Genomic DNA, 14,927 nt, shown 5'->3' on the forward strand with positions numbered 1-14,927 from the left:
TTGCGCTCTTAAAATAGATCGTTAGATGGCTTTTTTATTGCGCTTCTGAAAGACATAAATTTGAAAAGATGCAGTTATTTCTAATTGTGATTGCTGCTCTAACTGCGAACGGCGCTCAGGAGAGGCTTTATAAGCATAAGGTGTCATAGCAATCAGATTTTTTAGAGCCTGTTGATCAAGCACAAAAGGCGCATCAATAATTTGCTCTTGCTTTAATTCAAACAAATCTTGTAGTTGCTCTACAAACTTTTCTGGTGTGTGAGGATTAACTTGCTCAAATAAAGCCTCACGCATGGCATACAAATGTTCAGAAGCAGGCGTAACAACAATTAAATGACCCTCATCTTTTAAAACACGCGCAATTTCTGCTTGCGGAATTGGGCTAAATAAACTGGTGCAAGCATCCATACTCCTATCCAATACAGGTAAAGTTGCTCCTGTTCCCACCACCCAAGTTACTTCAGTGTTGAGTTTTGCCGCACGTTGTACCGCGTTTTTTGCAATATCAACTCCAACACACTGCTCAACAACTTGCTGCATAGCACTTGTATAGTAGCCCTCACCACATCCGATATCGAGTATTGCTTTTACATCTAATTGCTTTAATAAAGCGACTACAGCCTGCTGTAAAGGCTGATAATAACCACCTTGCAAAAAAGCTCGTCGCGCATCGACTGACTCGGGCGTATCCCCTGGGTTTTTACTATGTTTATGTTGCACCACATGTAAATTGACATAGCCTTGTTTAGCTACATCATAACTATGTTCTTGCTCACATCGCCAAGTTCGTTCAGTTAAATTCAGGGACTGACGACACACAGGACACATTAAAACTTGCTTAGCCACTTTTAATTATTCTCTTGTTCTTTTTGTTGTAAATAAGTCTTTGCGTGTAGTCCAACAAAGGTGCGACCTGCATTTGTACCATTAATCCATTCATCTACCTGAAACAAATCAAACAGACCTACTTTGACTAACGTTGGAATTGCGATCTTTAGCTCTTCCTCAATTTGTCCTCTTTGCCCTGCATTGTATAATTCAATATTGTGCAGCATTGTTGCTACAGTTCCTGTTTGAACCTGACTTCCATCTTTAAGTACAACTTGAGGTAATACCTCGCCCTCTCCAACTACTTTTTGATTAATCACCGATAATTGGTCTAGACCAGCAACTTTTGTCATTCACCTCTCCAATAAAAAAGCCAGTAGAACTGGCTTTATATTGACACTAAAATAAGATCTATCGCAATTTTAAAGTCATTAGACCTAAAACTACTAATATAATTGTAATAATCCAAAAACGGATCACAACTTGCGTTTCTTTCCAGCCCTGCTTTTCATAGTGATGATGCAGCGGCGCCATTAAGAACACACGTTTATTACGCATACGCAAGGAGCCGATTTGTAAGAATACAGATACTGCCTCCATTACAAATACACCACCCATAATTGCAAATACGATTTCTTGACGAACCATAACTGCAATTGTTCCAAGCATCGCACCTAAAGCTAAAGCACCGACATCCCCCATAAATACTTGAGCAGGATGCGCGTTATACCAAAGGAATGCCAAACCAGCACCAATCATGGCAGAACAGATTACTACGAGTTCAGATGTATATTTCACATAAGGAATATGTAAGTAGTTAGCGAAACGGATGTCACCAGACAAGTAAGCAAATACGCCTAAGCCCGTAGCTACCATGACAACTGGCATGATTGCCAAGCCATCTAAACCATCTGTTAAGTTAACTGCGTTAGAAGCACCATTAATCACCAGATAGGTAAATACAATAAATGCCAGACCTAAAGGAACAATTGAGAGTGGAATTGAAAGATTCTTAAAGAATGGAATCAATAAATCCAACATGTTTGCGGTATGTTCTGCATTGGACTGTTGAGTTGCGATTAAATATAACGCAATACCAGCACCCAGCGATGCAACAGAAGTCCAGAAAAACTTCTTACGTGCAGGTAAACCTGCATTGTCTTTATAGCGAATTTTAATCCAGTCATCTGCCCAGCCTACAGCACCGAACACAACCATTACACCAAGCACAATCCAGACATAAGGGTTAGATAAATCAGCCCATAGCAAAGTACTAATACCAATTGAAAGTAGAATTAAGATTCCACCCATCGTTGGTGTACCCATTTTTTTAGCATGATTTTCAGGAGCAAACGAACTTACTGCCTGACCGTATTTTAACGCTTGTAATTTACGAATCATGATCGGCCCAAGGACCAAACCAATGGTCAGTGAAGTTAATACACTGAGTAAAGAACGTAATGTTAAATAACGAACGACCTGAAACGAGCTGTGATAGCCCGCAAGTTGTTCAAACAACCATAACAGCATTTAAAGTTTCTCCATCAAATCAGCCATCAACGTTTCCATATGAGTAAAGCGAGAACCTTTAAACAGGAAACTCATGGACTGGGGTTGATGTGTTTGGATTAGATTGATTAAAAATGGAAGCGCCTCAGCTTGTGTCTGAAATGCTTTCACTTTATTAGAATGAGAGTCTGCACCCTCGAGAGCAGCTGGAGCGAACTGTCCAACTGCAATAATATGATCTAAAGGGAGTTCGGCAAGATCACGACCTAAATCATGATGCTCTTGCCAACTGCTATCACCTAACTCACCAATATCCCCCATGACCATTACTTTTACGCCTTGTTGCTGCAACAACACTTGTGCAGCAGCGCGCATAGAAGTCGGATTGGCATTGTAGGTATCATCAATAAATAAGTAAGGTGACTTTTGAATAAAGTTAAGACGACCTTTCGCTCCCTGAGCTTGCTCTAGTCCTTGGACAATATCTTCTAGTCCAATACCAATTGCTAAAGCAAAAGCTACAGCTGCGGTCGCATTTTGAACATTATGCTCACCCGCAAAAGGAAGCTTAACTGCACTGCTACCTTGTGGTGTATGAAGGCTAAAATTCGTTGATTGAGGCAATAATTCCACATCTGTTGCATAGACATCGCCTCCTACACCAAATGTAGAAATACGATGAGCTTTTGCAGCATCAAGAATTTCGGCAGTGAAGTCATCTTGTTGCGGCACAATTGCAACACCATTTGGTAAAATATGACGATAAATTTCTGATTTTGCGCGGCAAATACCTTCACGGCCACCAAATTCGCCTAAATGAGCTGTACCAATATTTAATATGCCGGCAACATGAGGCTGAACGAGTTTTGATGTGTAATCAATCTCGCCTTGATGGCTTGCACCCAACTCCATCACCGCATATTGATGTTCTTTGCGAAGCTCTAGCAACATCATTGGTACACCAAGGTCATTATTTAAATTGCCTCGGGTGATTAGTGTCGGTGCTAAGCGCGACAATATACTTCCCAGCATTTCTTTGGTTGTAGTTTTACCACTACTTCCAGTTAAGGCAATCACCTTTAATTGTGAGTTTTGCTCACGGCGATAAGCGCCGAGTTGCCCTAAAGCCAATCGGGTATCGGCAACAACGAGTTGCGCAATATCTACATCTAGCGGACGTTCCACAATAGCTATTTGACAACCATTTGCAGCAACTTGCGCAACGAAATCATGCGCATCGAAACGCTCACCTTTTAGTGCTAAAAAGGCATCCCCAGTTTCCGCATGACGAGAGTCCGTCAAAATACGTTTAATTTCAGTTTGAGGGATTTGGTCTTTATGCCAGTAGCCCTGTGTTGCCTGTTGTAATTGTTGAGCTGTCCACGGTTCCAAAGGCACGGTACTGGTGGTTGAAGTATGCATAATTTGTCCTATTGTGCAGGGTAAGCAGCGTCTACAGTGTGATGTTGTGCATCAATCGCAGAACGCACTTCAACAACATCATCAAACCAGTGACGTACGCCATTAATTTCTTGATAATTTTCATGTCCTTTACCGGCAATCACAACAATATCACCAGCCTGAGCCTGCTGTGCAACAAATTTAATTGCTTCACGGCGGTCATGAATTTCATGCATACGGTGCCCTGAAAAATCGATTCCTTGCTTCATGTCAGCAAAAATTTGTTCAGGGTCTTCTGTTCTTGGGTTATCCGACGTCAAAATAACTGGATTTGCGCCGTCTAAAGCTGCTTGAGTCATTAATGGGCGCTTACCGCGATCACGGTCCCCGCCACACCCAAATACAGCCCAAAGTTGATTCGAAACATGACGTTTTAATGTTTTAAGCACTTGAATTAATGCATCTGGTGTATGCGCATAATCAACAACAAATAAACGCTCACCATCACGAATAACTTGCATTCGACCTGGAGCACCAATCAGCTCAGGAACGAAAGCTACTAGCGCTTTTAAATCAAAACCTGCTTGCTCAGTAGCAATAAGAGCTGCAACCAAGTTTTCGACATTAAAATGCCCTAACAATGGACTTTGCACAGCAAAAGAACCTTGCGGGCTCACTAAATTAAATGTCGCCCCCGCTAAACTGTAACTCAGGTCAGTAATATAATAATCAGCAGTATTTTGAGTAAGTGAATACGTTAAAATTTTCGGTTGAGCAGGATTTTGCTTTGCTGCATTAATCATGAGAGCTGCATGCTCATCATCTAAATTAATAACGGCTACTTTTAAAGAGCTAAAACGGAATAAAAGAGCCTTCGCTTCTGCATAAGCCTCTAAAGTGCCGTGGTAATCCAGATGGTCACGACTCAAATTGCTATAAACAGCAATCTCAATCGCACAACCATTTAAACGACCTTGTTCCAAACCATGTGAACTTGCCTCTAAAGAAGCAAAAGTCGCGCCTTGTTTTGCATAATCATGCAATGCATTTTGCAGTTGTAAAGCATCAAGCGTAGTGTGAGTTGATGGTGTTAAGTCTGGTAAAATACCATTGCCTGTAGTGCCCATAACAGCACAGCGCTGTTGTTGAGAGCTAATTAATTCAGCCACTAGACGCGAAATTGTGGTTTTACCATTTGTACCAGTCACTGCAATAATACGCACTGGTACTACGGGATCTATACGCTGTAAATAACGTTCTTGCCACTCACCCATACGTTGACGCACATCAGAACACACCCACTCATTTGCTACGCCCAACTCAGTTTCGCTAATAATGGCAAGTGCACCATTAGCTAAAGCTGACTCAGCAAAAGCGCGTGTTTTTTCAGGTTGGCTATAACTGGTCAAAGCGATAAAGATCTGGCCTGACACAACCTTACGGCTATCTAAACTAAAGCCTTGAAAAGGCTGTTTAGACCACTGTGCATCGATCTCGACTGGATTAATTTCTTGGAAAGAAACAGACATAGCTTACCTGCGAATAGGATTTTCTGGAGTATCAAGAGGCTTATCAAGCGGCACATTCATTAAGCGCAATGATTCTTGCATAATGCGTGCGAAAACAGGGGCCGCAACCAAACCACCGTAATAACGACCTTGTGGATTTTCAACAACTACGATAACCGCTAAACGAGGATCACTAATCGGAGCTACGCCTGCAAATAAAGCACGGTATTCATTATTTGAATAACCTTTACGGTCTGCACGAAGTTTATGAGCTGTACCTGTTTTACCACCAACGCGATAACCCGGAATATTAGCTTGCTTTGCAGTACCGCCCGGCATCGTCACCTGTTCTAGCATAAGCAAAACCTGATCAGCAATTTTTGGAGCAAGAACTTGCTCACCTTTAGGTGCTTGATCGAGCTTATGCAAACTTAGAGGCATTTTCACCCCATGGTTTGCAAGCATTGCATAGCCTTGCGCCAACTGAAGAATAGTTGCATTTAGACCATAACCATAAGCCATGGTACCAATTTGGGAAGAGTTTAATTTGCTTACAGGAAGTACTAAACCAGAGCTTTCACCGGGGAACTTCACAGCAGAACGTTTACCAAAGCCAGCACGATTAAAGAAGCTTGGTAACGTTTCTTTAGGAAGTGACAACGCAATTTTTGCCGAACCCACGTTTGATGACTTAATAATTACGCCACTGACAGTCAAAGCACCATAGTTATGCGTATCACGAATAGTATGCCAGCCTAAACGCATTGAACCTGGCGAAGTGTTGACAATCGTATTTGGGGTATATTGTCCAGTTTCGAGTGCAGCAGAAACTGTAAAAGGCTTCATAGTAGAACCCGGCTCGAACATATCAATCGCACCGCGGTTACGCATGGCATCTTTATTAGATAAACCGTTTTTATCATTCGGGTTATAAGATGGCCAACTGGTCATAGCCAGAATTTCGCCTGTTTTAACATCTACAGCAATTGCTGTCGCCGAACGGGCGTTATTTGCAACACCAGCAGCAGTCAACTCACGATACATAATATATTGCAAACGAGAGTCGATACTTAAAGTGATGTTTTCGCCCGGCTCACCTTCACGAATAACCTCAGAAACTTTTAAGCGGTTACCACGTTTATCACGAATAATTTTTTGTTCGCCATCTATCCCAGACAGTTGTTTATTCAACTGCATTTCCAAGCCTTCAATCCCTTGGCCTTCACTATTGGTTAAACCAATAATCTGAGCATTTGGCTGCGGTTGAGGATAATAACGTTTATATGTTTTCTCAGCATAAACGCCTTGGAAGTTACCCTTTGTAATGAGATCTGCCTGCTGTGGCGGCACTTCTTTTTTCAAAACCAAATAACGAGAACGTGGACGCGCATTCATCTGTTTTTTTAGATCTGCACGATCTAAACCAACCACATCCGCTAACTCATCAAGGTTTAGGTTTTTATCTGGTAATTGTCGTTTTAACTTACGATTATTTGGATCTTTTTTTAATTCGGCTGTAATTTCGTCATATAAATGCTTGGTATCAAAGTAATCACGTGGATCAATGACAATTTTCATAATAGGCGTACTAATGGCCAAAGGCACACCATGACGGTCGCTAATAACCCCACGCATTGCCTCAATACGTTCCGTACGCAAAATATTGGCATTGGCCTTGTTTTGTAAAAAGTCTTTATTAATCACTTGCACATAAAATGCACGTGCAATTAATACAACAAAACAGAGCAGTACTGTTGCCCATAGCAGATAAAACCGCCACATATCGAAGGCAAGAGTTGGTTTTTCCGAAATAGACTGCTGTTTTTTCCGTGTTTGCTTTGTTCGCTTATCTACCATACAGCAAGGCCTTACTTATTTTGCTCTGAGGTCATCGGTAAAGAAATTACCACCGTTTCTGCAGCAGGTGGCGAAAACATGCGTAGTTGAGTTACAGCACGCGTACCAATCTGTGCTGTTGCACCGAAGGTTTGTTGCTCAATAAGCAAACGCCCCCATTCAGCATTGAGATCATCACGTTCACGCATATAAGAGCTAAGCTCTCTATAATCATGACGATATTCAAATACTTGAAATACCACCATCATGGCACTGATAAAAACAAGCGCCACTAATACGGTGTATGCCACAACTTTTTTCACCACTTTATTTTCGGTGGTTTCAATTTCATCACTGCTTTTCATTACGCGCCTTTTTGTTCCAAGCGTTCAGCAACCCGAAGCCATGCACTACGTGAACGTGGGTTCGCTTTTACTTCTTCTCCACTCGCACGAACCCGTGAAATTTTCTTTAACCTTCTTGTATCTACCTGTTGCTGTGGCATTCCCCAGCCAATATCTTCTGCCAAAGTCGATTCTTTTTGAATAAATTGTTTGATTAAACGATCTTCAAGAGAATGAAAGCTAATCACAGACAAACGCCCTTTTGGTTTTAGTAAGTCTACAGCTTGTGGTAAAAATACTTCAATATCATCTAGTTCTTTATTAATAGCAATACGAATTGCCTGAAATGTACGTGTTGCTGGATGCTTATGTTTTTCCCACTTTGGATGAGCTGTTTTAACAAGTTCTGCCAATTGGGCTGTTGTATCTAGTTTTCCAGCTTGTTTAATCGCTTTTGCAATACGTCGACTATAACGTTCTTCGCCATATTGATAAATAATATTTGCTAATTGTTCTTCTTCAATTTCAAGTAACCACTCAGCTGCGGTTAACCCCTTAGAATTATCCATTCGCATGTCTAGAGGACCATCCTGCATAAAACTGAAACCACGCTCAGCTTGGTCGAGTTGAGGAGATGACACCCCTAAGTCAGCCATAATGCCATCAACACTCATCACACCAATTTCCTGCATTTTTTCTTTAATATCAGCAAAACTGGCATGAATAATGGTAAATCTCGGGTCTTCTTGTGCCAAAGCAGCTGCAACTTCCAAAGCTTGAGGGTCTTTATCAAATGCATATACTCGTGCATTTTCATCAAGTTTCGAGAGCAATAAACGTGTATGCCCACCTCGTCCGAAGGTTGCATCGATATACACCCCTGTTGTGCGATCTGCCAATAAGCTCTCAACGGTCTCAAAAAGTAAGACAGAAATATGCGACATAGGTGTTAAATCATTGCGTAAAAATGTAACTGCACATTATCACCTTGTTTATGACCAACGCCAAACGGCTTTTTGTAGGAAAATATTAATTTTTCATAGATAAAACCGTTTTGTTAGCATTTTTTAAGCAAAAAAAGAAAGCAAGCTTACTTTTTTAAGTTTGCTTGCTTTCTTTATGAATATTTAACTTCTAAGTTTTCTTTTTGGACTATTGTTTTTAGATCATTTTATTTACTGCTTGCCATCATAAATTTGATCAAAAATAGCACCGTTTGCAAAGTGAGTTTTCTGAGCTTTAGCCCAGCCACCGAACACATCATTAATGGTAAATAATTTAATTTTTGGAAATTGCGCTGCATATTTTGTAGCCACTTGAGCATTACGCGGTCGGAAATAATGTTTAGCAGCCAATTCTTGGCCTAAAGGTGAATATAAAAAGTTCAGATAACCTTTTGCCAAGGTTCGGTTTCCATCTTTATCTACGGTTTTATCTACAATCGCGACAGATGGTTCTGCCAAAATTGAAATTGATGGATAAACAATTTGATATTTATCTTTATCAGGTCCTTTCGTCGCCAACAAAGCTTCATTTTCCCAAGACAACAAAACATCACCAATGCCACGTTCGGCAAATGTCGTAAGTGAACCACGCGCTCCCGAATCTAGAACTTTTACATTGTGATAAAGTTTTTTAACTAGCTCTCGAGCCTTAGTGTCATTTCCACCCGGCTGTTTTAAAGCATATCCCCATGCAGAAAGATAAATCCAACGCGGTGCGCCACCTGTTTTAGGGTTAGGGGTGATAATTTCCACACCTGGTTTTGTTAAATCATTCCAGTCGCGTATATTTTTCGGGTTACCTTTTCGTACTAGAAACACGACAGTTGACGTATAGGGGGCAGAATTATTTGGGAATTCTTTTTGCCAGTTCGGCTGAATAAACCCAGCTTTCACAATCTCATCAATATCATTCGCTAATGCTAACGTTACTACATCAGCTTCAAGTCCCGTGGCTACCGCGCGGGCTTGTTTTCCAGATCCACCATGTGACTGTTTAAATTCAACATCTTGCCCTGTTCGCTGTTTCCAAAACTTACCAAATGCTTGGTTATATTCTTGATAGAACTCTCGAGTAGGATCATAAGAAACATTTAAAAAAGAGGTCGCTGCTTGAGCCGCTGTTGTCACCATTCCCACATATAAAGCGACCGCTATTATTGATATTTTTTTCATTTACAAAATCCATCATTCGTTTTAGTTTAACTATATTTTTAATTTTATTTTTTACAATCAATTACTTATATTTATATCTTTTTTATTAATCTTTTTTAGATATATAGCTTAGAATGTCGAAGTTATTTCATTTTTGAAAAATTTTGTAATTATTCTTACAACTTATTTAGGGCCTTCACTTTATCTACACATTAATTTGTTAAATAATGAAGCGTAAAGGATACATATGGTCTACATTTGAGTCGACCAATTTAAAATATAGGTAAATTTTGTAAAAAGTGTGACACAGTTCCACTTTTTTATTAATATTTATGTTTAAATCGTAGCATTACCGTAATTTTACATTTTGTTAAACTCAAAAAATAGATGAAATGTAATGAACAGAGGGGATGATTAACAATGAAAATTCATTATGGAAAAGCTTTAAGCTTAAGTTTGGTGCTGAGTTTGGCATCACAGTTTTCTGCAGCAGCAGTACTTAAAGATACTCCAAACAAAACTGGATCAGATAAGCAAACTTCGCTTATTGAAAAAGCTTTAGATCAGCAGAAACGTAATCCTATTGTATTACCTTCTACAAATGATGAACTTAAGGTTCTGAATACGATTCGCGTTACACCAACTCAAAATTTTCTTGCTGCACAACACGAACGTTTTTCACGTTTTGTTCAGGCAATCTTTCAGCCGCATGCTTCTTAAAATCTGAAACACCCCCCTCTTCGTTTCAGTTTTAGCCCAGACTGACGTTAAATAAAACGTCAGAATACTGGGCTTTTTCGTTATAATAGTTTCAATTTTTATTCTGACCCATTATCTATGAAAGTTCGTACTCGTATTGCACCTTCCCCTACTGGTTTTCCTCATGTGGGCACAGCCTATATTGCTTTATTTAACATGTGTTTTGCGAAGCAACATGGCGGAGAATTTATTTTAAGGATTGAAGATACAGACCAACTTCGTTCTACACCAGAGTCTGAAAAAATGATTTTGGATTCATTACGTTGGTTAGGTTTGAATTGGTCTGAAGGTCCAGATGTAGGTGGCCCACATGCACCATATCGCCAATCTGAACGTATGGGAATTTATAAGCAATACGCATTAGAACTTGTTGAAAAAGGTCATGCTTTTTACTGTTTCGCAACCGCAGAAGAACTTGACCAAATGCGTGCTGAACAACAAGCACGTGGCGAAACACCAAAATATGACGGCCGCGGTTTAAAACTTTCTCAAGAAGAAGTGACTCGACGTCTTGAAGCGGGTGAACCTCATGTCATTCGTATGAAAGTGCCTGAAGAAGGTGTTTGTAAATTTAATGACTTGCTACGTGGTGAGGTTGAAATTCCTTGGGCGCAAGTCGACATGCAAGTTCTTCTTAAAAATGATGGCTTACCGACTTACCACTTAGCTAACGTTGTTGATGACCATTTAATGGAAATCACTCATGTATTGCGTGGTGAGGAATGGCTTCCATCTGCACCGAAGCATCAGTTGCTTTACCAATATTTTGGTTGGGAAATGCCAACACTTTGCCATATGCCACTGTTGCGTAACCCTGATAAATCAAAATTATCTAAACGCAAAAACCCAACATCAATTAACTACTACCGAGATATCGGTGTATTACCAGAAGCCTTACTCAACTATTTAGGCCGTATGGGTTGGTCAATGCCAGATGAAAGAGAAGTTTTCACATTACAAGACATGATGGATAACTTTGACATTCAACGTGTATCACTAGGCGGACCAATTTTTGATGTTGAGAAACTCAACTGGCTCAACGGTCAGTGGATTAAAGGGTTAACTCCAGGTCAATTATTAGACCGTTTATTAACATGGAAGAGTGATCGCAGCACCTTAGAAGACATTGCTGCCGCTATTCAACCACGTATTAATTTACTTTCAGAAGCTGTGAATTGGGCTGGTTTCTATTTTAACCATATGCCACAAATTACTGCTGAAATGTTTGAAAGTAAAAAATTGACTCAAGAGCAAGTTCGTCAAAGTTTACAATTTGCAATTTGGCGTCTTGAAGGTCAGTTTACTTGGAATAATGACACCGTTAGCCAAACCCTAATGGATCTTGCGAATCAGATGGGCATTAAACTACGTGATTTCATGCCAGCGTTCTTTATCGCAATTGCCGGTTCAACGAGTTCAACACCAGTGATGCAATCAATGGTTACGCTTGGACCTGATTTAACTTTCGCTCGCTTACGTCATGCCTTAGAAATTGTGGGCGGACCAAGCAAGAAAGAAGTTAAAAATTGGGAAAAACTCAATGAGAGCTTAAAATTGCCGAAAAATGACGCAACTAGCGAAGTTTAATTCATTTTTTTGTTGACGTGTGAGCGCATTCACCCTAAGATTGCGCTCACACAAACTGGGGTCATAGCTCAGTTGGTAGAGCGCTACAATGGCATTGTAGAGGTCAGCGGTTCGATCCCGCTTGACTCCACCACGCTCCTTTGTGTTTGCCTCATCAAGTCCCTATCGTCTAGAGGCCTAGGACATCGCCCTTTCACGGCGGTAACCGGGGTTCGAATCCCCGTAGGGACGCCATATTCTGCTTTAAAAATTATAAAAAGACTCTATCGTCACCTTACTGTTTATTCTTTATCTCTTTCTAGATTGCACATTTGTCTATTTTATCTAAAATAGCGTCTTTCTTAATTCTCTCAATGTGTAATATGCAGCCATCTGACAATCAACTAGATGCTCATCAGCATCAGAACAGTACTGCACCTTTAAAAAGAGCCATGAGTACTCGCCATCTTGTGATGTTATCACTGGGCGGAGCGATCGGAACTGGTCTATTTTTAGGTTCAGGGGAAGTCATTTCACAAACTGGAGCTATTGGCGCAATTATTGCCTATATTCTTGGTGGCGCGATCGCTTACATGGTCATGCTCTGCCTAGGAGAACTCGCTGTACACATGCCTGTTTCAGGTTCTTTTGGTGCCTACGCCAAAAAATATATCAGTCCAAGTACTGGCTATATGATTTCTTGGATGTACTGGCTCACCTGGACTGCAACGCTTGGAACTGAATTCACTGCCGCAGCTCTACTCATGCAAGAATGGTTCCCGCAGATTTCCATGTGGATTTGGACAATTATTTTTGCAGTTACCATCTTTGGCTTAAATATTAGTTCAACGCGTATTTTTGCTGAATCTGAGTTTTGGCTGGCTCTTGTTAAAGTCGTTACTGTCATTGCCTTTATTGTGCTCGGCCTATTAGCAATTTTTGGTTTAATTCCATTCCATGGTGCCCAGACTGCTCCACTATTTAGCAATCTTACGGCTCAAGGCTGGTTCCCACATGGTTTAATTCCTATTTTTACGACCATGTTAATTGTTAACTTTGCATTCTCAGGAACCGAATTAATTGGTGTAGCAGCTGGCGAAACAAAAGATCCGGCTCAAAATGTACCAAAAGCGATTAATGCCGCGATCTGGCGCCTCCTTATTTTCTTTGTGGGTACCATCATTGTTATTAGCGCTTTACTTCCTTTCCAACTTGCGGGTTTAGGAGGTGACGGTGTAAGTAGCAGTCCTTTTGTGACGGTATTTAATTATATTGGCATTCCATATGCGGATGACATTATTAGATTTGTAATTATCACAGCTCTGCTTTCAGCAGCCAATTCTGGCCTATATGCAGCTTCACGTATGATGTGGTTTCTGTCAGAACAAAAATTACTACCTAGTGTGTTTGCGACTTTATCAAAAAGTGGAACACCAATCGTAGCTCTAGTTGTAACTATGTTCGGTGCAATTCCAGGTTTATTATCAGAGCAATTTGCACCTGAGACTATTTTTAAGAATCTGCTGGGTGTAGCTGCTTTTACCATGGTCATCGTATGGATGAGCATTTGTTTAAGTCAGTTCAACTTCCGCCGCCAATGGTATAGATCAGGTCATACAGTTAAAGACTTACAATATGCTGCGCCTTTATTCCCTATTGTGCCAATTTTAGGTTTTGTTTTCTGTTTCATTACTTGCTTAAGTATGGCAGCAGACCCTGAAATGCGCGCTGGTTTTGTAGGCTGTCTTATTTTTACAGCTTTATGTTATGTCAGTTATTTTATTTTTTATCGCAATAAAGGCTAAACGCGTCGTTATTCAATTAAAGTGTAGCAAAAAGCTACACTTTTTTTTGCCTATATACTGGTTTTAAATAACATACCGTTGTAGATTAAAATTTATATTAAAAACAAAATCTTGTATAGAATGAAAATTATATTTATCCATGGGATGAATCAACAAAACTACACAGCACATCGCTTGAAAGAGCATTGGTTAAAAGTGTTTAAGCTGGGCTTAAAACAAATGCCTTGCAAAGTTAATGTCCGGGATCTTCATATCCACATGCCATTTTATGGCGACTTAATGACCAAATACCAGTTAAGTAACCAATTAGATCTTAACACTTTGTTACCTAAGTCATTTTTTAATAATTATTTCCCTATTAACTTACACCCAAGTAATCCTCCGACTAGAGAGCACACTCCATTTGTTCCATTGTTACGTCCCTCAACCGATCAAGCTGATAAAAGCTTCTCAGAACGGCTTTATCTCACTTCTCAATTAGTTAAAGATCGTGTACTGAAAGAACTAGTTGTTTTATTAAATAACTTTCCTAAACTGCATGAAAGTTTGATTCAACAATTCCTCATCGAAACCTATATGTATCTATCTAACCCAGAGTTTATGGAGGAAGTACATCAAAGAATTTTAAAGAAAATGCGAGAAGACGAAGATTATATTGTGGTCGGACACTCTCTTGGTTCAGTTATCGCTTTCCAATTATTATCAGATCCATCTTATCAATTCTCAGTTAAGCGTTTTATCACCCTAGCTTCCCCTTTATCTTTTCGCGTGATTCAAAGTAAGCTCCCGAGTCCAATTTCTAGACCGCCATGTATTTACGGTGATTGGTTTAATTTTTACTCTCAAGATGATTTTTTGACCGCATTTCCATTGTGCGAAGCCCCATTTAATTTTGAACCTGCCATTATTAATCAGAAAATTTATACTTTCGCCAACCAACCTCATGAGATTTTAGGGTATCTACAACATCCGTCGGTCATAAAGGCAATTATTGAGCCTTTTCAGAAAAATGAAGGCTAAATGTATATATTTTCTACAATTTGAGTTATTTTTAATCGCTTGACTGTTTTTTTTAATATTTCTTCAGAAAACTATTTGACACTTTTATTAAATCGACCTAATATACGCCCACCTCTGAAACGTCCCTATCGTCTAGAGGCCTAGGACATCGCCCTTTCACGGCGGTAACCGGGGTTCGAATCCCCGTAGGGACGC

Annotated in this window: 13 protein-coding genes and 3 tRNA genes; 7 read left to right on the forward strand and 9 right to left on the reverse strand. The window is 40.0% G+C overall.

What is annotated here, in order from left to right; translation table 11 throughout:
- Positions 1–21: 21 nt before the first annotated feature.
- The 9 genes from RMB06_RS08750 to RMB06_RS08790 all read right to left on the reverse strand — a co-directional run bounded on the left by RMB06_RS08750 (position 22) and on the right by RMB06_RS08790 (position 9,603).
- Positions 22–846 (reverse strand): putative RNA methyltransferase, encoded by an 825-nt coding sequence (locus tag RMB06_RS08750; protein ID WP_311079084.1) that lies wholly within the window; start codon positions 844–846, stop codon positions 22–24.
- Positions 847–848: 2 nt separating this feature from the next.
- Positions 849–1,181: a hypothetical protein gene (locus RMB06_RS08755; protein ID WP_002116981.1), complete on the reverse strand. Its 333-nt coding sequence runs from the start codon at positions 1,179–1,181 to the stop codon at positions 849–851.
- Between the two features lie 58 nt (positions 1,182–1,239).
- Entirely contained in the window at positions 1,240–2,358 is a 1,119-nt protein-coding gene (gene mraY, locus RMB06_RS08760) for a phospho-N-acetylmuramoyl-pentapeptide-transferase (protein WP_002116751.1), read from the reverse strand.
- Positions 2,359–3,759: a UDP-N-acetylmuramoyl-tripeptide--D-alanyl-D-alanine ligase gene (gene murF / locus RMB06_RS08765; RefSeq protein WP_063097766.1), complete on the reverse strand. Its 1,401-nt coding sequence runs from the start codon at positions 3,757–3,759 to the stop codon at positions 2,359–2,361.
- Positions 3,760–3,767: 8 nt separating this feature from the next.
- Positions 3,768–5,267: a UDP-N-acetylmuramoyl-L-alanyl-D-glutamate--2,6-diaminopimelate ligase gene (locus RMB06_RS08770; RefSeq protein ID WP_032052652.1), complete on the reverse strand. Its 1,500-nt coding sequence runs from the start codon at positions 5,265–5,267 to the stop codon at positions 3,768–3,770.
- A 3-nt stretch (positions 5,268–5,270) separates the two neighbouring features.
- A complete protein-coding gene (ftsI, locus tag RMB06_RS08775) occupies positions 5,271–7,103 on the reverse strand; it encodes a penicillin-binding protein PBP3 (protein ID WP_087400201.1) in 1,833 nt (610 codons plus the stop codon).
- 11 nt (positions 7,104–7,114) lie between these two features.
- On the reverse strand, positions 7,115–7,447 hold the full coding sequence (ftsL, locus tag RMB06_RS08780; RefSeq protein WP_002116847.1) for a cell division protein FtsL: 333 nt from the start codon (positions 7,445–7,447) through the stop codon (positions 7,115–7,117).
- The gene (gene rsmH, locus RMB06_RS08785; RefSeq protein WP_032006377.1) at positions 7,447–8,370 is read right to left on the reverse strand and encodes a 16S rRNA (cytosine(1402)-N(4))-methyltransferase RsmH; all 924 of its coding nucleotides are present in this window, start codon (positions 8,368–8,370) and stop codon (positions 7,447–7,449) included. The genes ftsL and rsmH overlap by 1 nt, the downstream gene beginning before the upstream one ends.
- Positions 8,371–8,601: 231 nt before the next feature.
- The gene (locus RMB06_RS08790) at positions 8,602–9,603 is read right to left on the reverse strand and encodes a sulfate ABC transporter substrate-binding protein (protein ID WP_311079087.1); all 1,002 of its coding nucleotides are present in this window, start codon (positions 9,601–9,603) and stop codon (positions 8,602–8,604) included.
- A gap of 399 nt (positions 9,604–10,002) precedes the next feature.
- Here RMB06_RS08790 and RMB06_RS08795 point away from each other — a divergent pair, with 399 nt between their 5' ends.
- From RMB06_RS08795 to RMB06_RS08825, 7 genes are all read left to right on the forward strand, one after another.
- The gene (locus RMB06_RS08795) at positions 10,003–10,302 is read left to right on the forward strand and encodes a DUF4179 domain-containing protein (protein ID WP_311079088.1); all 300 of its coding nucleotides are present in this window, start codon (positions 10,003–10,005) and stop codon (positions 10,300–10,302) included.
- 117 nt (positions 10,303–10,419) lie between these two features.
- Positions 10,420–11,928 (forward strand): glutamate--tRNA ligase, encoded by a 1,509-nt coding sequence (gene gltX, locus RMB06_RS08800; RefSeq protein ID WP_311079090.1) that lies wholly within the window; start codon positions 10,420–10,422, stop codon positions 11,926–11,928.
- Between the two features lie 57 nt (positions 11,929–11,985).
- Positions 11,986–12,061, forward strand: a tRNA-Ala gene (locus tag RMB06_RS08805).
- A 25-nt stretch (positions 12,062–12,086) separates the two neighbouring features.
- Positions 12,087–12,162: transfer RNA gene (locus RMB06_RS08810), tRNA-Glu, on the forward strand.
- Positions 12,163–12,290: 128 nt separating this feature from the next.
- Positions 12,291–13,712 carry an amino acid permease gene (locus tag RMB06_RS08815; protein WP_311079091.1) on the forward strand — a complete coding sequence of 474 codons (1,422 nt, stop codon included), beginning with the start codon at positions 12,291–12,293 and terminating at the stop codon, positions 13,710–13,712.
- Between the two features lie 120 nt (positions 13,713–13,832).
- A complete protein-coding gene (locus tag RMB06_RS08820; RefSeq protein WP_311079093.1) occupies positions 13,833–14,732 on the forward strand; it encodes a hypothetical protein in 900 nt (299 codons plus the stop codon).
- A 121-nt stretch (positions 14,733–14,853) separates the two neighbouring features.
- Positions 14,854–14,926 (forward strand) — tRNA-Glu (locus RMB06_RS08825).
- Position 14,927 lies beyond the last annotated feature (1 nt).

The sequence above is a fragment of the Acinetobacter sp. V104_13 genome, assembly GCF_031798995.1.
GTDB lineage: Bacteria > Pseudomonadota > Gammaproteobacteria > Pseudomonadales > Moraxellaceae > Acinetobacter > Acinetobacter pittii.